The organism is Pseudomonas sp. KBS0707, from assembly GCF_005937945.2.
In the GTDB taxonomy this organism is placed as follows: Bacteria; Pseudomonadota; Gammaproteobacteria; order Pseudomonadales; family Pseudomonadaceae; genus Aquipseudomonas; species Aquipseudomonas amygdali.
The window spans coordinates 1,565,167-1,589,340 of the sequence record NZ_CP041754.1 but is presented as its reverse complement, the minus strand read 5'-3'; the positions used below and the strand labels follow the sequence as shown (position 1 = coordinate 1,589,340).

Below are 24,174 nucleotides of genomic sequence, written 5' to 3'. Positions count from 1 at the left end.
ATGGGAAGATTGCTGGCCTCTTCGCGAGCAAGCTCGCTCCCACAGGATCTTCAGAGGCCAGTGATCTACCCGCTGCCGCGCCTGCCATCCACTTATGACTATCGTGCCGATGCTCCGCGTTGGCATGCATTTCGTGACGCTCCGCGTCACAAGTCTCGCGCCGATGCTCCACGCGCGAAGGCCTATCCCCCCCGCTAGTCCGTCTGCCGATACGGCAACGCACTCCTCGCCTCATCGGCATACGCCAGTACGCCGACGCGTTCCTGCTCGAGAAACTCACTGACCGCGTCTTTCAACCCTGGGTGCATCAGGTAATGCCATGACCGGGTGATCTTCGGTTCGAAGCCACGAATCAATTTATGCTCACCCTGAGCGCCTGCATCGAATCGTTGCAGACCATGGGCGATGGCGTAGTCCATGCCCTGATAGAAACAGGTCTCGAAGTGCAGTCGGTCAAACTCGGCCAGGCAACCCCAGTAGCGCCCGTAGAAACTATCGTCACCGATCAGGCTGAAAGCCATCGCCACAGGCCGTGAGCCCTGCAAGGCGATGACCACGCGGATCGATTCGGGCATACGCTCGGCCAGCAGACTGAAAAATTCGCGTGTCAGGTATGGCGCCTGCCCGCGAATTTCGTAGGTATTGGAATAGCAGGCGTAGACGAAGTCCCACAGCACTTCGCTCATCTGCGCGCCTTCGAGCCATTCAAACTCGATGCCCTGCCCCGCCACCTGTTCACGCTCCTTGCGCATCTGCTTGCGCTTGCGCGAACTCAATGCGTCCAGAAAGTCCTGAAAGTCGCGGTAACCCCGGTTATGCCAATGAAACTGACAACCAAAGCGCTGCAGCCAGCCCGGTTGCGATTCAAGCAAGGCATCGGCAGCCGGGTCGGTGAAATTCACATGGGCGCTCGACAGCCCCCCGCTCTGCAGATAGGCCGGCAGCTCGCTGAGCAACTCCATGCCGCCTTGAGGCGTTGCCAACAGGATGCGTGAGCCGCCAACCGGGCTGAACGGCACCGCGACCAACAGTTTGGGGTAATAGGCGATTCCGGCGCGACGGCAGGCGTCTGCCCAGGCGTGATCGAACACATATTCGCCGTACGAGTGCCACTTCCGGTAGGCCGGCAATGCCGCAACCAGTTGATCATTTTCGTAGTGCAGCACATGTTCGGCACGCCAACCGGAGCGTGGCCCGAGGCTGCCGCTGTCTTCCAGTGCGCTGAGAAAGGCATGCCGCAGGAACGGCTGATTGCCCGGCACCAGTGCGTCCCATTGAGCAGGCGCAACGGTGCTTAGGTTGTCGATAACGTGAACGGGCATGCAGATTCCCCGGATTATCAGGCGTTATGGAGAGTATCCCCTATTGAGGCCCTGCGTTCACAGCGTCCGAAAGCTGTATGGAAAGTTTGATCGCACACGCCTTGATCGCACGCATGCGTTCCTTGGTGATCTGTTTGACCCGGTCAAGGTATTGTTGATCGGATTGCATGTCCGGCGACAGCTCATCCAGAACGGCGAGACGCTCAGCAAAAGGGCGCTTTACCGGCTCAAACTCGTGGGCGTAGCGGATTTCCAAATAATCCATCCAAAACTCCCTGGCAATCAGTGATTCGAAAAACGCAGGAGTACTTTCACGCGCAATTATCTCGCGGTAGGCGGAATCCAGATCGGCGTCACTCACCCCCGCCAGAGTCCTGAACAGCATGGATCTGGACCGGCTGGCCAATCCAAGCCGTACCTGCAAACCCGTTCGATAGGCCAGTCGTACTTCGGCTTCATCTACCGTTTTATTGCTTGTCATCCGAAGAGCAATATCGCGACGGGCAATTTTTTCCACCTCATCGAGACGGTCGAGACTGCGGGTCATCTTGAACAGCTCCAGTGGCCGTGCGGCTTCCGGCGTGGATGACGTAATCGCGAACACCCCAACGCGAACTTCCATGTCCCCGAATATTAACGCCAGACCATCGCCACAGGTTTGAGGATGGGCGGCAAGATCAAACAATTGCCGACGCAGCTCCCCATTTTCAGCAGCCGCTTCCATCATCGTCCAGACCCGTGTCGTGAGCGCTTTACGATCATTGAAAAAGTCTGCTGAAGTGGTCAGGTCGCTCAGCACCTGAAAAAAATCCGTAGAACCGGAACAGTCCTGCACGTTATGCCAAAGCTCTGTCCGTGCAGCCAGTTGCTCACCACTCGCACTGCCAAGCCAGGTCTTAAGGGCAGGCGTTTCCTGATGCAACAAGCGGTTATGGCTGATACCCAAACGGGACTGATACCGTTGCTCACGCAGCACTCTGATCCGTTCATGCGTCTGCACACTCAGCGGATTACCATTCAAATGTATATTCAGACGATTATCGCTGAGGGAGCGATCAATAAGGGCGAGCGCCTGGGTAGTTATGTCCGAGATATGGTTGTCACGAAGGTCGAGAAGCATCAGATCAGAACTGCGCCAGTTCCACTCTGGCACCCTTTCAATACCTGTAGAACGTAAAAAAAGCATGCGCAGTGCGTTGAGCGGACTCAGCCGCGTGCTCCGCCCAAGCGAGCAAAAACTGAGGTCCAGAACTTCCAGTCGGCTCAGATTGCGCAAACCGGCGTTGCACTGGTCGGTCCAGACCAACGGGTTGTGTCTGAGTGACAACTCTCTGAGTTGAGTCATCCGCCCTATCGACTCTGGCAGGGATTGCAGCGCATTGAAATCCAGGCTCAATGAATGCAGGTTGCTGAAATGCTTAAGTAATACATCAGCCTGTGGATGGGTAAGCCGCATGTTTCGAGCGTTTAAAACCGCCACATGACTGAAGTCAGCCAACACCTGCGGCATGTTTCCTATCCGTAGACCCTCCAGATCAAGCGAATACCCCAAAAACTCACCCTGATAGTTTCTGCAGTGAGCGCTCAGGCGCCTCCAGCAATTGCGAATTCGCAACGCCGCGATTGCCCTCGGTCTAAGCAGTGACGAGGGCTCAGCTTGCAGTACCCAATTGTCCAGGCCGGTTTGCAAAGTGCTCAGTTCCTGAGCGAGGCCTTGCAGCCTTTGTCGAACAAAGTTCGTCAATTGCGAGGCAGAACCTGTGTGCTCTGCACGCAGAGCCTGAAGAAACGTCGTAACCTGCTCCTCGGAAAAATCCGGATACAGGCTTTTTACCGCAAGCTCTGGCGAGTGGCTGGGCGCACCAATCCCAAGCCTGCGGAATAGGCCACGCAAACGTCCGCTCAGGGGGTAACCCACACGGCCATCGTGCAGTCGTTGCGGCCATTTGATGCCAGGCTTGATCGGCTGCAACTGCAGGATTTCCGCTATCCGGTCGCGTCTGTCAGATGCGATACGACACAAAAGACTGCGCAGGTGCTGCTCATCCGCATTCACTGGCAATTCGATGTTGACTCGCACGTCATCAGGAAGCGCGTTCAGCAGAGCACTGAAAAAGCTCTGACCAGCCTCACCTATAGACTCACCCAACTGATTGAAGGGCTGAAATACCTCTTCGGTTCTGATCAGAACCCGATGCACGACAGTCGTCTGGTCACTTTCAAGGCTCGCGATCTCATCGCCCTCCAGCGTGTCTTTCAGCAGATCGATTGAAACGTCGCCACGCCAGCCCGGCGTGTACGGCAACATGCCAAGCCCAGTCGCACAGGTGTCCGGATTACCCGACGAGCGTCGGTAGAAGCCTTCGATGGCCCTGTTTATTCGCAGTTGCTGCTGATACTCACGAGCATGCTCGGCAAGCTCAAGAGGGATACGTTTTTCCGAGGTCATCCGTGCGGTGTCTGCATCGCTCGCCATCTCGATGAGTTCCAAAGCGATGCTGTCCGGCACACTGCTGAAATCTCGTTGAATCAGCTTGACCAGCGGCTCACTGCTGCGGTTGTGCAGTGCATAAACCTCGTCAAGCAACGGCCCCATGTGAAGTTGCGCACAGTCGGCCAGATAACGTTTGAAACCTTGAACCTGCGAAGTTTTATCTGCACCGCTGGTTCCCGTCAGATGACTGACTTCATCGGGTGTCAGCCCTTCCAGCAATTGGCCGAGCGCCTGCGTGAGGTCTTCTGTCGCGCCCACGACACTGGATGAAAATGTCATATGCGCCCCCACGTTCCAGGCGTCGAGCATGGTTCCGTCTGCGTCTAACACTAACAACCCTCGGCTCTTGTGCCAGTGCGGCGACGACACCAGCAGCTTCATCCATGGCTCGATATGAGTGACAGGCACTGGCGAGGACTCTTCTGCCTTGAGGGCGTCTATGCAGGCTTGCAAGCCCCGCTCGATTTCCATGCGCTGGATGGCATCTCTCAGAAGAGCTGGAAGCGGATGACTTTCGACATGTATCTGACGCAACAACGCCTCGTTGCTGCCCGTAATGCTCAAGACCCGCGAGATCTCTTCTTCGGTGAACGCATCACACGTCACATTAAGCCGCCTGAACGCTGTGACTTCATCCCAGCCCATGGGGTTTTCCCACTCGTGACGCCAGGCACCGGCCCCGTTGTGCTCAAGCTTAGGCGAATAGGCGTGCTGATCCTGCGGGTGCCTGATACGCCAGTTTTTTCCGGTTGCGTCTGCTTCAACGCGGTACAGCTTGCCGTTCATTGGCAGCCACGTCTTGCTGTCGAATTCGTAAAGCCCCAGCGGGTTGGCACGCAAACCGTCAGGCACCGTAACCGTATCCGCATAACCGCCAATAGTCGGCTTTCCAAGACGAACCGATCCATCCACCCTCTTCTGCACCAGGCTTTCGATAAACATCGACGGTTCCAGCCGATCGAGCGCGCCAATGACGCTGCCCACCACCACTGTCTGAGCGACGTTTTCGGCGATGTTATAAACATGTTGCATGGCCTCTTCCACTTCCCCGTGCGTCCAGTCTTCGTAGGCAACGAACGCTTCGCGGACAATCTGATAGAGAGCAACCACGGCCATGACTTCACCCAGCACAGGCACAAAGAGCCCGGCCGCATTGAGTATGTCCATGCCACTGTTTTTCAGGTTGTCGAGCAGCGCATCCCTGGCTAGCTGATCAGCCTGCGCAGACGGCACCGCTATGGTCCGTGAATCAACGTAGGTTTTGGCCAGCAGGTGGTCGTAAAGCAACTCGAACGGGGGCTTGGAAAATGGCTGCGCCTGCAACACCAGGTCGGCATTGACGTCCAGCGTGTGTTCCTGGACCGGGTAGAGCCGCGATTTCAGCTTCGCAAAAAACTCCGGACTTTGGCCAAGGCTGACGAAGCGGCTGAAATAGCGCCTGTAACTGTCACTGTCGAGCGCTGCCACGAGGCTGTCGTTGAACGCCCGGAGTGAGGCGAACTGTTTGAGCGGGTGTGACGGCTCTGAAGGCATATAGACAAGACAAGGCCCACTGTCAGGGTCAGCAATATCCTGCTGAATCAGCAAAGCCCCGTGTAACAGGCAGCCCGAAAAAGCGTAGGTATCGAGCATATGCAACTGACAATAGCGCAACCCCCTGCCCCCCCATTGCGCATGGACGTCGGGCTTCACTACGCTCAACAGCATCTGGTAAGCGGCTTCGCTGATATCGCCCTTCATCATGGCAATGTGCGCAAGCACCTCGACAGCATCGCGCTCACCGTCGATAAAAACAGTGGCAACCGCTTTCGCAGCGCCTGGCGTGGAAGGTTTGAATACACTGTCCAGATGCGCCTGATACTGGCCACCAAGATCCAGTTCATGACAAAAATCAGCGAATTGCTCAAGGTCGATATCAAGACGGTCCTTGTATTCCACCTTGTACCTGCGCTGAGCACTGTCGATAAGCCAGTAACGCAGGCCTCCAGTACGAAGTATTGCCGAGTACGGATCGAAGCGGCTTCGGTTACTGGAGGCGAAGTTCTGCAAGGCGGCCTGCAACAGCGTCTGTTCAAGGGGATTCGGCTTCCAGGAACCGTCATAACGCCAGGTCATCAGTTGAAAGGCTTCGACATCCAAGGGACGTTCGAAGCGTTCGAAAAACGCTTGCGTCAGCAGAGGCGCTGCGAATGCTTGTGCTGATAAAAGACGATTGCGAATGGGCCCGAGCGCATGCGTGGAACGCAGGGTTTTCTGATGACTGGCGTGCAGTGCCTGGCGCAAGGTCGCCGGGGCGTTCAAATACCAGTCAGGCAGGCTGCCTCTGATGAATCCGGCATTTGGATGCTCAACGTCGAATGGCGCAGAGTCGAGTTGTCGTGAGGAGGGCAGGGAACCAGGCGAGGCTGGCGTTCCAGACGTGGTGTAGGCGGTAAACATGATCGATACCCGTGATGGCTTCGTAAAAAGCCAACACAATAAAGATCCGCCGGGGTGCAGGTGACATAACGGGATATGACAGGCAGCGTCTGATATCCAGACGCTGCCCATAAAGCGCAATCAGCGCTTGCGCAGAATCACGCTGCCAATCGAGTAGCCGGCACCGAACGAGCTGAGCACGGCCAGCGCGCCCTCGGGCAAGTCATCCTGATAGGTATGAAACGCAATGACCGAGCCTGCCGAGCTGGTGTTGCCATAAGTGTCGAGAATCACTGGCGCTTCCTCTACGGTGGCATCACGACCCAGCAGCTTCTTGACGATCAACTGGTTCATGCTCAGGTTGGCCTGATGCAGCCAGAAGCGTTTGACGTCAGTGATGTTGATACCGTTGTCCTGCAAATGCGCCGCGACCAGCTCGGCGACCATCGGGCAGACCTCGCGGAACACCTTGCGGCCTTCCTGCACAAACAGCTTGTCCGGCGCATTCTGGCCCTCGTCCGAGGTACGGTTGAGGAAACCGAAATTGTTGCGGATGTTGTTGGAGAATTTGGTCAACAAACGAGTACTGACGATATCGAACTGGTAAGGCGAGGTGGCGAGATCCGCGCGCTCGACCACAACGGCTGTGGCCCCGTCGCCAAAAATGAAATGGCTGTCACGGTCACGGAAATTAAGGTGCGCGGTGCAGATTTCCGGACTGATCACCAGCAAGGCGCGGGCCTGCCCCAATTGCACGCTGTTGCAGGCTGCCTGAATGCCGAAGGTGGCCGAAGAGCAGGCCACGTTCATGTCGAAGCCATAGCCCGCGACACCCAGCGCTTCCTGAATCTCGATGGAAATCGCCGGATAGGCGCGCTGCAAGTTGGAGCAGGCAACGATTACACCGTCGATATCGGCAGCGGTTTTGCCTGCACGTTGCAAAGCCTGTTCGGCCGCAGCAACCCCCATCTGGCAGAGAATCGACCGTTCATCATTGCCGCGCTCCGGCAGGTTGGGCTTCATGCGCTGCGGGTCGAGAATGCCTTGCTTGTCCATGACAAAGCGGCTTTTGATGCCCGATGCTTTTTCGATGAACGCGGCGCTGGATTCACTGAGTGCTTCCACTTCACCACGTTCGATAGCCGCTGCGTTGTCGCTGTTGAACTGTGCGACATAGGCGTTGAAAGACTGCACCAGCTCTTCGTTGGAGATGCTGTTGGCCGGGGTAAACAGGCCTGTGCCACTGATGACGACGTTGTGCACGGTCGTTCCTCTCTTATTGAGTTGCAGGTAAACACCTGCTCAGGCACGGTGTTCGGAGGCCCTCTGTTTTTGGGACCAACGTACCAGTGCGACTGTAAAAGCTGCCCGCAACAGAGAGCAGCATTTCATGACACGGTGAAGACAGGCGCGGAGTGTGCCACAGAGCCCGGTTTTGGCGCTATCGGGCCAATGAATATAGGCCTGATAGCGACAATTGACTGTGCTGAAGGCCGACGCAGGATCAGCCCTCCACCTGACTCCACTGCTTGCTCAACCGTTTGTCCGACACCGGCATTTTGGTGCCTAACTGCTGAGCGAACAGCGACACGCGGTACTCCTCCATCCACCAGCGATACAGCGCCAGTTCCGGGTCGCGCTTGCCTTCCTGGCCGTGCTTGTCGGCACGTGTCTGGTATTGCGTCCACAGGCCTGCCAGCTCGATGCTCCACACCCGGTCTTTCTGCACCTGACCTGGCAGTTTTTCCAGACGCATCTCGATAGCCTTCAGGTAGCGCGGCAGTTCCTTGAGCCACACCGCCGGGGTTTCACGCACGAAACCGGGGTACACCAGTTTGCTCAGTTGCGCCTTGATATCGTTGAGGGCAACCGCCTGCGACAGGTCAATCTTGCCTTTGAAGCGCTTTTGCAGTCCGTGCCACAGCTTGAGAATCTCCAGCGTCAGCTTCGCCAGCCGTTCGGCGTGTTCGGTCCAGTCGGCGCGCTTGCGCTCAGCCAGCGACAACAGGCCGGCACCGTCGCGCGGCAACTCGGCTTCACCTTCCAGCACGCAACTGTCGAGGCTGGCCAGCAGGATGTCCTCTATCAACGCATCGATGCGGCCCAGCTCGCGGTGCAACAAGGCCAGCTCGGTCTGCCCCGGCAGTTTGTTACGCAGGAACTTCGCCGGTTCAGCCAGCTGTTGCAGCAACAAACGCTGCAAAGCACGGCGATGCTGATATTCAGCTTCGGCCTGCGTGGAGAACCGGCCTTCCTTGACCGCTCCGCCCTCTTCGACCAACGCGGGATAAACCGTCATCGACAACCCGGCGATGTTCTGCTGAGTCTTTTGCGCCACCGCAGCAAAGGCCTTGGCCTGCACCGGCTGCTGGCTTTTCGCGGTTTGAGGTACGGCCAGTGCGGCCTGGCTAGCCTCGGCAAAGCGCGCCGTCAGCTCGGCCAGATCACGCCCCTCACCGAGAAACTTGCCGCTGCCATCGACGATTTCCAGGTTCATCTTCAGGTGGCCTTCAAGCTGCTGCGCGGCTTCGGCCCAGCCCTCGTCGCTGACCCGTACGCCGGTCATGCGCAGAAGCTCACGCCCCAGCGCCTGGGGCAATGAGCCCTCGCCGAAGGTAATACGTTGCAACGCGGCCTTGATGAAATCCGGGACCGGCACAAAGTTCTTGCGCACCGCCTTGGGCAGGTTGCGCACCAGCGCAATGCTCTTGGTCTCGAGCAAGCCCGGCACCAGCCACTCCAGGCGCTCGGCAGGCAGCGACAGCAACAGGGGCGCAGGGACGCGCAAGGTCACGCCGTCACGTGGGTGGTTGGGCTCGAAGTGGTAACTCAGCGACAGACTGAGGTCGCCCAGGTGCAAGGTATCCGGATACTGCGCGGCGGTAACTTCACTGGCCTCGCGGGCCAGCACGTCCTCTTCACGCATGATCAGCAGTTGCGGGTTCTTCTGGCTTTCGGTCTTGTACCAGCTGTCGAACGTGGCCGTCTGATGAATCTCGGCCGGGATTCGCGCTTCATAGAAGCTGAACAAGGTGTCTTCGTCAGCCAGAATATCGCGACGTCGAGCCTTGGCCTCCAGCTCATCGAGCTGCTCCAGCAGGCGGGTATTGGCACTCAGGCATTTTGCCCGCGACAGGATGTCACCGCGCACCAGGCCTTCGCGAATGAACAGCTCACGCGACACCACCGGGTCAATCGGCCCGTAATGCACCGGACGGCGACCAACCACGATCAGGCCGAACAGCGTAATCTGCTCGAACGCTACGACCTGCCCGCGCTTCTTCTCCCAGTGCGGCTCGAAATGATTTTTCTTGATCAGGTGGCCAGCCAGCGGCTCGATCCAGTCCGAATCGATCTTGGCCACCATGCGCGCGTACAGCTTGGTGGTTTCCACCAGCTCAGCGGTCATCAACCACTGCGGGCGCTTCTTGCCGAGCCCGGAAGACGGGTGAACCCAGAAGCGCCGCTGCCGTGCGCCAAGGTAGTCACCCTCTTCGGCCTTTTGCCCGATCTGACTCAGCAGACCAGAAAGAATGGCCTTGTGGAATTTCGGGTAATCGGCCGGTTCCTTGTTGACCGTCAGTTGCAGATCGCGGCAGATCAGGCTCAGCTGTCTATGGGAATCACGCCACTCGCGCAGGCGCAGGTAATTCAGGAAATTACGCCGGCACCAGTTACGCAGCGGGCTGGCCGTCAGGGTCTGGCGCTGCTCTTCAAAACCGCGCCACAGATTGACCAGCCCGGCGAAGTCCGAGTCGGCGTCTTTCCATTGCGCATGGGCCTGATCAGCCGCCTGCTGACGCTCGGGTGGACGCTCACGCACATCCTGCACGGACATGGCACTGGCCACGATCAAGACTTCCTGCAGGCTGCCCTGCCTCGCAGCTTCCAGAAGCATGCGACCCATGCGCGGGTCCACTGGCAGGCGCGCCAGTTGACGGCCCAGCGGGGTCAGCTGATTTTCGCGATTGACCGCCGACAGCTCCTGCAACAAGTTGAAACCGTCGCTGATCGCTTTGCCATCCGGCGGCTCGATGAACGGGAAATCGGTGATCTCGCCCAGACGCAGGTGCAGCATCTGCAGGATGACCGCTGCCAGGTTGGTGCGCAGTATCTCGGGGTCGGTGAATTCAGGTCGACCGTTGAAATCCTCTTCGCTGTACAGACGCACGCACAAACCGGGCTCGACACGCCCGCAACGGCCTTTGCGCTGATTGGCGCTGGCCTGCGATACCGCCTCGATCGGCAGGCGCTGGACCTTGGCGCGATAGCTATAGCGGCTGATGCGCGCAGTACCGGTATCGATCACGTAGCGGATGCCCGGCACGGTCAGCGAGGTTTCGGCCACGTTGGTGGCCAGCACCACACGACGACCCGGATGGGACTGAAAGATACGCTGCTGTTCGGCAGGCGAAAGGCGTGCGTACAGCGGCAGAATTTCGGTGTGCCTGAGCTGCGCCTTGCGCAGTACCTCGGCGGCATCGCGAATCTCGCGTTCGCCGGGCAGAAACACCAGCACGTCGCCCGGGCTCTTGCGCTCGCTACGCTCAAAGGCCGCCAGCTCATCCAGCGTGGCCAGAATGGCCTGATCGACTGTCAGGTCTTCTTCGACGCTGTTGCCTTCCTCGTCCTGCTCGCTGGTCAGCGGGCGGTACCAGAGGTCGACAGGGAAGGTACGCCCGGACACTTCGATCACCGGAGCATCGTTGAAGTGCTCGGAAAAGCGCTGCAGGTCGATGGTCGCGGAGGTGATGATGACCTTCAGGTCCGGGCGACGTGGCAGCAGGGTTTTCAGGTAGCCGAGCAGGAAGTCAATGTTCAGACTGCGTTCATGAGCTTCGTCGACGATGATCGTGTCGTAGCGTTCCAGAAAGCGGTCATGCTGGGTTTCGGCCAGCAGAATACCGTCGGTCATCAGTTTGATCAGCGTGTTGCTGTCGCTCTGATCTTCAAAGCGCACCTGATAACCGACCAGCGCGCCCAGTGGTGTGCCCAGCTCATCGGCCACCCGGCTGGCCACGCTGCGTGCGGCGATGCGGCGCGGCTGGGTATGGCCGATCAGACCGTGCTGGCCGCGACCGATTTCCAGGCAGATTTTCGGCAATTGGGTGGTCTTGCCGGAGCCGGTTTCACCGGCAATGATCAGCACCTGATGCTTGAGCAAGGCCTCCTTGATCTCATCGCGTTTGGCGGCGATGGGCAGGTTGTCGTCATAACGGATCGTCGGCACGCTCTCACGCCGCGCCGTCACCTGCGCACAGGAGGCTTGAACCCGCGCTACCCACTGCGCCAGCTTCGCCTCGTCAGGCTTTTTGCGCAGGTCATGCAACTGACGGCGCAGGCGATGACGTTCGCTGATCATCGCTTGGTCGAGGTTTTTCAGAAGTTGGTCGATAGAGGGCGATTCGTCGGTCATCAGGCGCGCAGGGTCTTTTTTCAAATGGCAGGTGCGGATTGTCGCAGATTGTGGCGGGTCGTGACGAATGGCCTGAATGCCAGGCTATCCATCGCGGTCATGGTTTGCCGGCAGCACGGCTCAATTACAACAAAGTATGAGGTACGAAATACCGGACGCTCCGCGTCCTTTTTGCGACGCAGAGCGTCGAGACCTGCATTCCCACGCTGGAGCGTGCGGAACGATAATCTCAACTATCGTGCGGCGCTCTGCGTCGCATGCCTTTCCGGACGCTACGCGTCCTCATTGCGACGCAGAGCGTCGAGACCTGCATTCCCACGCTGGAGCGTGCGGAACGATAATCGCAACTATCGTGCGGCGCTCCGCGTCGCATGCCTTTCCGGACGCTGCGCGTCCTCATTGCGACGCAGAGCGTCGAGACCTGCATTCCCACGCTGGAGCGTGCGGAACGAGAATCTCAACTATCGTGCGGCGCTCCGCGTTGCATGCCTTTCCGGACGCTGCGCGTCCTCATTGCGACGCAGAGCGTCGAGACCTGCATTCCCACGCTGGAGCGTGGGAACGAGAATCCAACTATCGTGCGACGCTCCGCGTCGCATGCCGTTCTGGACGCTCTGCGTCCTCTTGACGACGCAGAGCGTCGAGACCTTCATTCCCACGCTGGAGCGTGCGGAACGATAATCGCAACTATCGTGCGGCGCTCCGCCCTACTTCTTCACGCCCAGCTTCTTCAATTCCTCATCACGCAGCTCGCGACGCAGGATCTTGCCGACGTTGGTAGTGGGCAGGACCTCCCGGAATTCCACGCTACGCGGCACCTTGTAGCCGGTCAGGTTGGCGCGCATGTGCTCCATGACCTGTTCCTTGGTGAGGGTAACGCCCGGTTTGGCCACGACGAAAACCTTGATGGTTTCGCCTGACTTCTCGTCCGGCACGCCGATCGCCGCGCATTGCAACACGCCCGGGAGCGTGGCCAGCACGTCTTCAAGTTCGTTGGGGTATACGTTGAAACCGGAGATCAGAATCATGTCTTTCTTGCGATCGACAATCCGGATGTAGCCATCGGGCTGGATGATCGCGATGTCACCGGTCTTGAGCCAGCCATCACTGTCGAGCATTTCATCGGTGGCTTCCTGGCGCTGCCAGTAGCCTTTCATGACCTGGGGGCCCTTGATGCACAACTCGCCGGTTTCACCGAACGCCAGCTCGTTGCCGGCATCGTCGATAACCTTGCACAGCGTCGACGGCACAGGAATACCGATAGTGCCCATCTGCACGTCTTTAGCGGGATTGACCGTAGCCACCGGGCTGGTCTCGGTCATGCCATAGCCTTCGCAGACCTGGCAGCCAGTGACCTGCTTCCAGCGTTCGGCAGCGGACTGCTGCAGGGCCATGCCGCCGGAGAGGGTAACTTTCAACGCCGAAAAGTCGAGGTTGCGGAAACCCTCGTTATTGCACAAGGCCACAAACAGCGTGTTAAGGCCGACAAAGCCGCTGAACTTCCATTTCGAAAGCTCCTTGACCATCGCTGGCAGATCACGCGGGTTGCTGATCAGGATGTTGTGATTGCCGAGCAGCATCATCGCCATGCAATGAAAGGTGAAGGCGTAGATGTGATACAGCGGCAGGGGCGTGATGATGATTTCACACCCGTCGCCAAGGTTTGAAGCCATCAGCGCCCGGCACTGCAACATGTTGGCGATCAGGTTGCGATGAGTCAGCATTGCGCCCTTGGCCACACCGGTGGTGCCGCCGGTGTATTGCAGCACAGCAACATCGGCGCTGCCGGGCGACACGTCGGTCACTGGCTGGCCACGCCCCTTGCCGAGCACATCGTTGAATTTGACGGCTTTAGGCAAGTGATAGGCCGGGACCATTTTCTTCACGTACTTGATGACGCTGTTGATCAGCAAACGCTTGAGCGGCGACAGCATGTCGGCCACCTCAGTAACGATGACATGCTTGATCTGCGTTTTGGGCACGACCTTTTCGGCCAGGTGCGCCATGTTTGCCAGACACACCAGCGCCTTGGCGCCGGAGTCATTGAACTGGTGTTCCATTTCCCGCGCGGTGTACAGCGGGTTGGTGTTGACCACGATCAGCCCGGCGCGAATGGCACCGAAGACGGCAATCGGGTACTGCAACAGGTTGGGTAACTGCACAGCGATGCGATCACCCGGCTGCAGGTCGGTATGTTGCTGGATCCAGGCGGCGAACGCGCCGGACAGCTCATACAGTTCGCCGTAGGTGATGGTCTTGCCCAGATTGCTGAACGCCGGTTTGTCGGCGAAGCGTTGGCAGGACAGCTTCAGGACAGCCTGGACATTGGGATACTCGTCAGGATTGATATCGGCGGGGATACCAGACGGATATTTGTCCTTCCAGAAGTTTTCAATCATTCAGTCGGCTCCGTAGCGATAGCGAATTCTTCACATCGCCTGAAGCGATGATTTTCTTGTGCTTGGAATTATGCAGTAGACGCTTTTTTCGCTTTATGACTGATCAAAAAGCGCGCCGAGAGTAGCAGCTTTGCCAAACGTCGACTAGAGGCATAAGAAGGCCGAACAGTCACGAAGCAGACCAAAAACCACAAATAAGTCATTTTAAAAACATTAAAAGAATATTAATTACCACCTCGAAAGCACCGGAACAGAGCGGTCAACCTCATAATTAGCGGCTTTTCAAAAAAAAGACCCCGCATGCAGCACTCTGCAAACGGGGTCATTTACACAATTCGAGACGATTAGGGGGAATCAGGCAATGTCACGAAGCTCCCGGCGCAGAATCTTGCCTACCGGCGTCATCGGCAACGATTCCCGCAGGACAATATGCCTGGGTACCTTGTACGCCGTGAAATTCGCCTTGCAGAAGGCCTTGAGCTCTTCAACGCTCAACCCCGGCTCTCGCGCCACCACAAACAGTTTTACGGCCTCCCCCGAACGCTCGTCCGGCACGCCAATACAGGCGCAGTTGGCAACTTTCGGGTGGGCCATGACCACGTCTTCGATTTCGTTGGGGTAAACGTTGAAGCCGGACACAATGATCAAGTCTTTCTTGCGGTCGACAATACTGACGAATCCGTCGGTGCCAATCACCGCAATGTCACCAGTCTTGAACCAGCCTTGCGCATCCAGTGACTCGGCGGTGGCAGCCGGCTGGTTCCAGTAGCCCTTCATGACCTGCGGCCCTTGGATGCACAGCTCGCCTCGCTCGCCAAAGGGCAATTCGGCACCATCGTCGTCAATAACCTTCATCGCAGTGCCCGGCACCGGAATACCGACCGTACCCAGACGAGCCAGAGTACCGTAAGGATTGGCACTGGCGACAGGCGAAGTCTCGGTCAGGCCATAACCCTCGACGATTGTGCAGCCGGTGATCTGCGCCCAGCGCTCGGCCGTGGCCTTGACCAGCGCAGTACCGCCGGAATTGGTGCTTTTCAGCGCCGAGAAATCCAGACTCCTGAACTGTGGATGATTCATGAGCGCCACGAACAGTGTGTTGAGGCCGATCATGGCGGTGAACTTCCACTTGCCCAGCTCCTTGATGAAGCCGCCGATATCGCGAGGGTTGGTAATCAGGATGTTGTGATTGCCGCTGATCATCATGCACATGCAGTTCGCCGTGAATGCATAGATGTGATAGAGCGGCAACGGCGCGATCATCACCTCTGTGCCCTCTTCAAACAGCGAGCCGCCTTCGGGACGCTGCTGGCGCATGCAGGCATAGACTTGCTGCATGTTGGCGACCAGATTGCCATGAGTGAGCATCGCGCCCTTGGCCAGCCCCGTGGTGCCACCGGTGTATTGCAGCACGGCAACGTCGTCCAGACCTCGTGGTACGACCTGCATACGGCTATCACGCCCCAGGCGAAGCGCACGCTTGAAGCCGACGGCTTGAGGCAAATGGAATGACGGGACCAGCTGTTTGACCTTGTCGACGATGGTATTGACCAGCCATCCCTTGGCAGGTGACTGCATGTCGCCCATTTTCACTTCGATCAGGTGTTCGATTGCAGTGTCGGGGAGCACTTCCTGCACCAGCTTGCCGAACAAATTGAGGTACACCAGCGCCCTGGCACCAGAGTCCTTGAATTGATGGCGCATCTCGCGTGCGGTGTATAACGGATTGGTGTTGACCACGATCAGACCTGCACGCATCGCACCAAATACGGCAATCGGGTATTGCAGGATATTGGGCATCTGTACGGCAATACGGTCACCCGGTACCAATTGTGTGTGCTGCTGCAGATAGCCTGCGAAAGCGGCAGAGTGACGCTCAAGTTCGGCGTAGGTCAGGGTCACGCCCATATTGCTGAATGCAGGTCGGTCTGCAAACTTTCTGCAGCAGCGCTCAAATACTTCAATGACCGACTGATAGGTCTGTAAGTCCACCTCGGAGTCGACACCTGCCGGACGCTTGTCATCCCAGAAATCACTTTGCATTATTTTTATCCTCTTCCCTGCGTAGGCCTGGCCCGACGTTAGCAGTTAAAACGTCTCAGGCAAATAATCGGCCGAGCGTCATCAGCAGCATGAATCTTGCCTCCGTTCAGACTGAAATCTGCCGACGACGATACACTTCCAATTGCAGATGGCCCGCTAATCAACAGACTCTCGATACCGCAACAGCAGTATTCTCATGACATTCGCTTATTATTTGCCTTGAATGTGATCCGGGCAGCCCCGGCAAGCGTCTGAATGATCTTGTCCGCGCAATGGCGGCGGCAGGTCATCAAGTGTTACAAATCAAGGCTAAGTCGGATTGCACGAACCGGCCCGCTTCAATCCATTTTTATTGTCAGGACAGCCACATGACTCAAGTCACCAACACGCCTTACGAAGCCCTTGAAGTCGGTCAGACCGCCAGCTATAGCAAGACAGTGGAAGAACGTGACATTCAACTGTTCGCCGCCATGTCCGGCGACCACAACCCGGTTCACCTGGACGCCGAATATGCCGCCAAGACCATGTTCAAAGAGCGTATTGCCCACGGCATGTTCAGCGGCGCACTGATCAGTGCGGCGGTTGCATGCAAGTTGCCTGGCCCTGGCACCATCTATATCGGTCAGCAGATGACCTTCCAGAAGCCGGTGAAACTGGGCGATACCCTGACTGTGCGCCTGGAAATCCTGGAAAAACTGCCGAAATTCCGCGTGCGCATCGCCACCCGTGTTTTCAATCAGAACGATGAGCTGGTTGTAGACGGCGAAGCCGAGATTCTCGCCCCGCGCAAGCAGCAGACCGTCGACCTGACCGTATTGCCCGAGATCACTTTCGGCTGATACCCGGAACCGGCGCGCGCACCTGCGGCCGCGCCCGGGCTCCACTGCTGACCTGAACACAAATTCATGATGCCCTCGGAACTGTTTTGGCTGCGCTTTCCACTCAGGAAACCAGCGCTACCTTATCCGGATCACGAATCGTTCATTCCTCAGGCGGGGCAATCACCCATGAATATGATCACCCGAAATTATTATCCTGTCTCCGGGCAGCCAACCCAGGGCATAAACCCGCAAGCCGATAACAGTCCGCCACCTCAGGTCACGTCCGGCAATGGCAGCAAGCTGGTCGACTTCGCACCGCCGCAGCAGGCAACAGGGTTGCAGTCGTCGTTCAATGGCCTTGGCTCCAGGGCGCAAACGCCCGCTACAAACGCAGCCTCGGGTGCAACTGAAAACCCCGTCGAGTTGTTGCTGAACAAGCTGGTGGAAGCCATTCGCACCATCCTCAAGGATCTGTTTTCCAGATCACAAGGGCATCAGCAGGACGGCTCGACACCGGCACCTGCGCCGTCTGAACGGGAACAGGCGCCGACCTCCCTTCAGTCTTCATCAGCCCCCTCTTCAGGGTCGCCGTCATCGTCCGGCAACACAGAAAAGCCGTTCGTGGTGAAAAACGATTATCCGACCGACAAACCGGTCTCGCTGCAAAAGAGCGCCACAGCAGCGCCGTCTGATACGGCGCGCACTTCGGCGTCAGCCCAAGGCAATACGCCAGCCGCCAATCAGTCTGCGCCCGCCAAAACGTTGCCAACCGCCACAGACAGATCTGAGACCACAGAAAAAGTGGCGCAACCCGCGCACCGAGCGGGCAACGGTCCTGGGGCCGACATGTCCGGAATGGTCGGCTTCGCCAAACAGGCGAACACCACCGGCGGTAATGGTGGCGAAGTCGTCACGGTCAATACCGTAGCGGACCTCAAGAAGTACATGGAGGACGACAAAGCCCGTACCGTCAAACTGGGGGCCAACCTGTCTGCCGACAGCAAGGTGACCATCAACTTTGGCGCCAACAAGACCCTGCTGGGTACCGACAAGGGCAACAGCCTGCACAACATCTACCTGGCCAGCGGCAAGACCGCCAGCAATGACATCTTCCAGAATCTGAACTTCGACCACGACAGCCGTTATCGCGAAAACGGTGACATGCAGATGTTCATCAGCAGAGGTCAGAAATACTGGATCGATCACAACACCTATTCAGGCACCAAGGATCAGAACGCCAAAGGCCTGGACAAACTGCTTTATGTCGGCGGGACGGCAGACAACGTCAGTCTGACCAACTCGAAATTCCAGAACAACGAATATGGCGTGATTCTCGGTCAGCCGGACGACTCCGCTCAAGCCAAGGCCGAGTACAAGGGTTACCCGCGCATGACCATCGCCAACAATGTGTTCAGCAACCTGGATGTTCGGGCACCCGGCCTGATGCGGCATGGCGACTTTGACGTTTACAACAACTCGATCGACAACTTCCATCTTGGCTTCACCGCGACGGGGGATGCGACCATCCTCTCGCAGGCCAACTATTTCGCAAAAGGCGTGGATGTTTCCAACAAGGCCAGCAACTCCGGCGTGCTGAATGACTATGGCGATGCGCACTTCAAGGACATCGGCAGCAATGTCAGCTTCACCCAGAAGTCACCGGTGACCGCCTGGACGCCCAGCTATCAGCGCGACATCAAGACCGCCGAAGCCGCCAGAGCCTATGACTTGGCCAATGCCGGCGCCAAAACCGTGAGCTGATAGCGCCCGGCGTCCGATGCAGGGCGTGGCATGCAGACGAAAAAAAGGGCGACCGAAGTCGCCACAAGTGCCTTGCGTGCTCATTGAATGCATGCAGGCGCGTGTCCGCCCACAACGCATTCGATGGAGCAAGATTAAGGCAGCGAACATAACGGCGAGTTGATCCAGATCAGCTGTTGCTGAACCAGACTGATCAGATCAAGAGTGTGGCGGCTGGATCAGCGTTTTTTGGGCTTTTTCTTCGGTTTTTTGCTGCTCATGAGGCGCTTGTCATTCAGATCGTGGATACGCTTGGCGCGCTCGGCACCCAGGTCGATCAGTTGTGCATCTTCGCTCATGGCTTGCGGTTCTCGAACACGGGAAATCAGGGCCAATAATGCTCAATCGCAGCAGCCCTGACCAGTCCCGTGATCAGTACAGCCCTGGGCGGTGCAGCAATCAGATCTGAATATCCACCCAAAGTCCCTGGCGCGGCTCGTCGTCGATGAGCGGTACAACGGGTACGGTGTTGTCGGCGTTGAGCGAATCACCCGGGACCATCAGTCCCACGTATTCCTCGGTTTCTCCGCCGCCATGAGCCTGCTGCTGGCGCTGTTGCTCTTCACGCAACAGCAACGCGCTGCGTTCAGTATCTTCATTGCGCAGGTCGATGGAGGTCTCGTTGGAGCTTTGCTGCACCGGTGCGACAGGCGGGATGTCCGGCATGCGTTTGGCCGGGTCCATCTGTGATGTCACAGGCACCACACTTAGCGGAAGCATAGGTTGCAGCATGGTTTTATCTCCTCTTACCGGGGTGTCGGCCGTGCACGAGGCAACTTGAACCGGGCTAAATAGTCAGCAAATGTTTATAAGATCTTTTTCGACCGCTGACAGTGAAATTAGTGTCATGGAACTAAAAATTCGATGGGTTATCAGCGCTGACTATGAGTTTTTTCACGCTGCCTTTGGCCTTCGGTGCGCGTTCCGTTAACATACTCAGCTTTTTCAAGCGGGAGACAGGCAGCATGGCGCAGCAGTATCAACCGGGGCAACGCTGGATTAGTGACAGCGAAGCCGAGCTGGGTTTAGGCACCGTTCTGGCACAGGACGGCCGCTTGTTGACCGTGCTCTATCCGGCCACTGGCGAAACACGTCAGTACGCACTGCGTAATGCGCCGCTGACCCGCGTGCGCTTCTCCCCAGGCGATGTGATCACACATTTCGAAAACTGGAAGATGACCGTACGCGAAGTCGACGATGTCGATGGCCTGCTGGTCTACCACGGCCTGAACGCGCAGAACGAAGTGGTGACACTGCCGGAAACCCAGCTGTCGAACTTCATCCAGTTCCGTCTGGCTACCGACCGTCTGTTCGCCGGCCAGATCGACCAGTTGTCCTGGTTCTCGTTGCGCTACAACACGCTGGAGCACACCAGCCGCCAATTGCAGTCCTCGCTGTGGGGCCTGGGTGGCGTGCGGGCACAGCCTATCGCCCACCAGTTGCACATCGCTCGCGAAGTCGCGGACCGTATCGCGCCGCGCGTTCTGCTGGCCGACGAAGTGGGTCTGGGCAAAACCATCGAAGCCGGTCTGGTGATCCATCGCCAACTGCTATCGGGCCGCGCCAGCCGCGTGCTGATTCTGGTCCCGGAAAACCTCCAGCACCAGTGGCTGGTGGAAATGCGTCGCCGCTTCAACCTGCAGGTCGCGCTGTTCGACGCCGAGCGCTTCATGGAAAGCGATGCAGGCAACCCGTTCGAAGACACCCAGCTTGCACTGGTTGCCCTGGAATGGCTGGTCGAAGACGAAAAAGCCCAGGACGCCCTGTTTGCGGCAGGCTGGGACCTGATGGTAGTCGACGAAGCGCACCATCTGGTCTGGCACGAAGACAAGGCCAGCCGCGAATACTCGCTGGTCGAGCAACTGGCCGAAGTCATTGCCGGCGTACTGCTGCTGACCGCGACCCCGGAACAACTGGGCCAGGACAGCCACTTCGCCCGCCTGCGCCTGCTGGACCCGAACCGTTTCCACGACCTCAAGGCCTTCCGCGCCGAAAGCGAGAACTACCGTCCGGTGGCTCAGGCCGTTCAGGAGTTGCTCGATAAGGGCAAGCTGTCTGCCGAGGCGCAGGAAACCATTCACGGCTTCCTGGGTGCCGAGGGCGATTCCCTTCTGGCGGCCGTGAATACCGGCGACGACGAAGCCAAGGCGCGCCTGATTCGCGAATTGCTGGACCGTCACGGCACCGGCCGCGTGCTGTTCCGCAACACCCGTGCCGCCGTGCAGGGCTTCCCGGAGCGCAAGCTGCATCAATACCCGCTGCCCTGCCCTGTGGAATACCTTGAGTTGCCGGTTGGCGAACACGCCGATCTATACCCGGAAGTCAGCTTCCAGTCGCAGCCGGAAGTCAGCGAAGAAGAGCGCTGGTGGCGCTTCGACCCACGCGTCGACTGGCTGATCGACACGCTTAAAATGCTCAAGCGCGTCAAGGTGCTGGTCATCTGTGCCCACGCCGAAACCGCCATGGACCTGGAAGACGCGCTGCGCGTACGTTCCGGCATTCCGGCCACGGTCTTCCACGAGGGTATGAACATCCTTGAGCGCGACCGCGCGGCTGCTTATTTTGCGGACGAAGAATTCGGCGCTCAGGTCTTGATCTGCTCGGAAATCGGCAGCGAAGGCCGCAACTTCCAGTTCTCTCACCATCTGGTGCTGTTCGACCTGCCGTCGCACCCGGACCTGCTGGAGCAGCGTATCGGGCGTCTGGACCGGATCGGCCAGAAGCACACCATCGAGCTGCACGTACCTTTCCTGGAAACCAGCCCACAGGCACGCCTGTTCCAGTGGTATCACGAGGCGCTCAATGCGTTCCTCAATACCTGCCCGACCGGCAACGCCCTGCAGCATCAGTTCGGCCCGCGCCTGCTGCCGCTGCTGGAAAGCGGTGACGACGACGAGTGGCAAAGTCTGATCGACGAAGCCCGCACCGAGCGCGAACGCCTGGAAAGCGAACTGCACACCGGTCGCGACCGCTTGCTGGAACTCAATTCCGGCGGCGCCGGCGAAGGCGAAGCGCTGGTTGAAGCCATTCTGGAACAGGACGATCAGTTCAGCCTGCCGATCTACATGGAGACCCTGTTCGACGCCTTTGGCATCGACAGCGAAGACCATTCGGAAAACGCTCTGATCCTCAAGCCAAGCGAGAAAATGCTCGACGCCAGCTTCCCGCTCGGCGACGACGAAGGCGTGACCATCACCTACGACCGCAATCAGGCGCTGTCTCGCGAAGACATGCAGTTCATCACCTGGGAGCACCCGATGGTTCAGGGCGGCATGGACCTCGTGCGGTCCGGCTCGATGGGCAACACCGCCGTGGCACTGATCAAGAACAAGGCGCTCAAGCCGGGCACTGTCCTGCTGGAACTGATCTACGTCAGCGAAGTGGTTGCTCCTCGCTCGTTGCAGCTGGGGCGCTACCTGCCTCCTGCCGCGCTGCGTTGCCTGCTCGACGCCAATGGCAACGATCTGTCGAGCCGTGTGTCGTTCAACACCCTCAATGATCAGCTCGAAAGCGTGCCTCGTGCCAGCGCCAACAAGTTCATCCAGGCACAACGTGACCAGTTGACCCCGAGAATCAATGCGGGCGAAGAGAAAATCACCCCAAGACACGCAGAACGCGTGGCCGAAGCACAGCGTCGTCTGGCAGCCGACACTGAAGAGGAACTGGCTCGCCTGACGGCATTGCAAGCGGTCAACCCGACCGTGCGCGACAGTGAACTGGTCGCCCTGCGCAGCCAGCGCGAACAAGGCCTGGCCATGCTTGAAAAAGCAGCCCTACGGCTGGAAGCGATCCGGGTACTGGTAGCGGGTTGAAGCCTTGATACGCTCCGCGTCCGGTCTTGAGTGTGCGGCGCGGCGCAGATTTGTGACGCAGAGCGTCACGCACGGCATTCCCACGCTGGAGCGTGCGGAACGATAATCTCAGCTATCGTGCGACGCTCTGCGTCGCATGCCGTTCTGGACGCTCTGCGTACGATCTTGCGTGTGCAGTGCGGCGCAGATTTGTGACCGCAAGGCATTCCCACGCGGGAGCGTGAGGAACGATAATCCAACTCTGCGTCCGTTCTTGCATCAGCGCGATCACTGCCTGGCCACCACAATTCCCTGCGCCAACTCCTCCACCGGCTCGTCAGCCGCCATTCTCGCCTTCATCCGCTCGGCATCCCGGCTGAAACAGCGCGAAGCCTGATACAGGAACAGCAAGGTCAGAAACAGCGCTGCCGGGATCAGGTACATGGCATCGTGCAAACCGATGGCTTTAAAGCTTTCGCTCATCACCTCGACACCTGCAACGCCCATCGCAGCATGGGCAAAGTGATCAGACAGCAAACCGACCACCACCGGCCCCAGCCCTCCACCCAGCAAATAAAGCCCGGCAAAGAACAGCGCCATGGCCGTGGCCCGCAGGCGCGGTTCGATTACGTCCTGAATAGCGGTGTAAACGCAGGTATAGAAGTTGTAAGCGAACAGCCAGCCCAGACTGAACACCCCCACGAACACACCGATCCCGATCTGCCCTGCATGCAGCGCATAGCCTGTGGCCAGTGCGGCGATCAACATGCTGATGGTCGCAAACAACAGCCGTCCATTGGAAAAGCGCTGGTGCAGTTTGTCGGCTATCCAGCCCCCAAGCGTCAGACCGATCAGCCCGGTTACGCCGACAATAACCCCGGTCGCCACTGCAGCTTCCTGCAAGGGCAGCAGAAAATAGCGCTGCAGCATCGGCACCATGAATGAATTGCAGGCGTAAGTCGCAAAGTTGAAGGTCAGACCGCCCAGCACCAGCCAACGAAAGGTCGGAATCGACAGCACACGGCGGATCGGCTTTTCAATCTTCGCCTCTGACATCCGCACGCTTTCAGCCGCGCCGCGCCTGGGCTCCTTGATGAAAAAGATGAACACGGCCAGCAACAGACCAGGAACCGCAGCGATAAAGAACGGTGCGCGCCAGCTGTCAAACGCCTTGACCATAGCGCCGATGGTAAAGAACGCCAGTAGTAGACCCAAAGGCAGACCCAGCATGAAAAGCCCCATGGCCCGCGCACGCCGATGGGCTGGAAACAGATCACCGATCAGTGAGTTGGCAGCAGGCGCGTAGCTGGCCTCACCTATGCCGACGCCCATGCGCACCAGCAGGAAGGTCCAGAAACTGCCCACCATGCCATTGACCGCAGTCAACCCGCTCCAGACCGCCAGACCGCAGCCCATGAGTTTCTTGCGCGACCCGTTATCGGCCATGCGCCCCAATGGCAGACCAGCGAAAGCGTAGACCAGCGTGAATGCGGTCCCCAGCAACCCCAGTTGAAAGTCACTCAAATGCCATTCCAGACGAATGGGCTCGACGATAATCGCCGGGATGGTGCGATCAAAGAAGTTGAACAGATTGGCCAGAAAAAGCAGGAACAGCACGCGCCAGGCATTGGCAGCCTGAGTAGCGTTTTCAGCCTGGAGCGTGTTCATAA

The 24,174-nt window shown here is 58.3% G+C and carries 11 protein-coding genes; 3 read left to right on the top strand and 8 right to left on the bottom strand.

The window, feature by feature from the left end; translation table 11 throughout:
* Window positions 1-194: 194 nt before the first annotated feature.
* From FFH21_RS07470 to fadD2, 6 genes are all read right to left on the bottom strand, one after another.
* The gene (locus FFH21_RS07470) at window positions 195-1,322 is read right to left on the bottom strand and encodes a GNAT family N-acetyltransferase (protein WP_011168045.1); all 1,128 of its coding nucleotides are present in this window, start codon (window positions 1,320-1,322) and stop codon (window positions 195-197) included.
* Between the two features lie 40 nt (window positions 1,323-1,362).
* The gene (locus FFH21_RS07465; RefSeq protein ID WP_011168044.1) at window positions 1,363-6,255 is read right to left on the bottom strand and encodes an NEL-type E3 ubiquitin ligase domain-containing protein; all 4,893 of its coding nucleotides are present in this window, start codon (window positions 6,253-6,255) and stop codon (window positions 1,363-1,365) included.
* 120 nt (window positions 6,256-6,375) lie between these two features.
* A complete protein-coding gene (locus tag FFH21_RS07460) occupies window positions 6,376-7,497 on the bottom strand; it encodes a beta-ketoacyl-ACP synthase III (RefSeq protein WP_004657547.1) in 1,122 nt (373 codons plus the stop codon).
* Between the two features lie 241 nt (window positions 7,498-7,738).
* A complete protein-coding gene (gene hrpA, locus FFH21_RS07455) occupies window positions 7,739-11,650 on the bottom strand; it encodes an ATP-dependent RNA helicase HrpA (protein WP_004664135.1) in 3,912 nt (1,303 codons plus the stop codon).
* Window positions 11,651-12,357: 707 nt separating this feature from the next.
* Window positions 12,358-14,049 (bottom strand): long-chain-fatty-acid--CoA ligase FadD1, encoded by a 1,692-nt coding sequence (gene fadD1, locus FFH21_RS07445; protein ID WP_004657538.1) that lies wholly within the window; start codon window positions 14,047-14,049, stop codon window positions 12,358-12,360.
* 354 nt (window positions 14,050-14,403) lie between these two features.
* A complete protein-coding gene (gene fadD2, locus FFH21_RS07435; protein ID WP_004657537.1) occupies window positions 14,404-16,092 on the bottom strand; it encodes a long-chain-fatty-acid--CoA ligase FadD2 in 1,689 nt (562 codons plus the stop codon).
* 368 nt (window positions 16,093-16,460) lie between these two features.
* On the opposite strand from fadD2, the gene FFH21_RS07430 reads away from it, so the two are divergent.
* Both FFH21_RS07430 and FFH21_RS07425 read left to right on the top strand, forming a co-directional pair.
* Window positions 16,461-16,931 (top strand): MaoC family dehydratase, encoded by a 471-nt coding sequence (locus tag FFH21_RS07430; RefSeq protein ID WP_019742495.1) that lies wholly within the window; start codon window positions 16,461-16,463, stop codon window positions 16,929-16,931.
* A gap of 168 nt (window positions 16,932-17,099) precedes the next feature.
* A complete protein-coding gene (locus FFH21_RS07425; RefSeq protein WP_011168041.1) occupies window positions 17,100-18,674 on the top strand; it encodes a type III helper protein HopAK1 in 1,575 nt (524 codons plus the stop codon).
* Window positions 18,675-19,112: 438 nt separating this feature from the next.
* Here FFH21_RS07425 and FFH21_RS07420 read toward each other — a convergent pair whose 3' ends face one another.
* Window positions 19,113-19,445, bottom strand: a complete 333-nt coding sequence (locus tag FFH21_RS07420) for a hypothetical protein (protein ID WP_011168039.1) — start codon at window positions 19,443-19,445, stop codon at window positions 19,113-19,115.
* Between the two features lie 233 nt (window positions 19,446-19,678).
* Here FFH21_RS07420 and rapA point away from each other — a divergent pair, with 233 nt between their 5' ends.
* Complete coding sequence (gene rapA / locus FFH21_RS07415; RefSeq protein ID WP_011168038.1) at window positions 19,679-22,525, top strand: RNA polymerase-associated protein RapA; 2,847 nt, start codon at window positions 19,679-19,681, stop codon at window positions 22,523-22,525.
* A 267-nt stretch (window positions 22,526-22,792) separates the two neighbouring features.
* Here rapA and FFH21_RS07405 read toward each other — a convergent pair whose 3' ends face one another.
* Complete coding sequence (locus FFH21_RS07405; RefSeq protein WP_016982501.1) at window positions 22,793-24,172, bottom strand: MFS transporter; 1,380 nt, start codon at window positions 24,170-24,172, stop codon at window positions 22,793-22,795.
* Window positions 24,173-24,174: the final 2 nt, after the last annotated feature.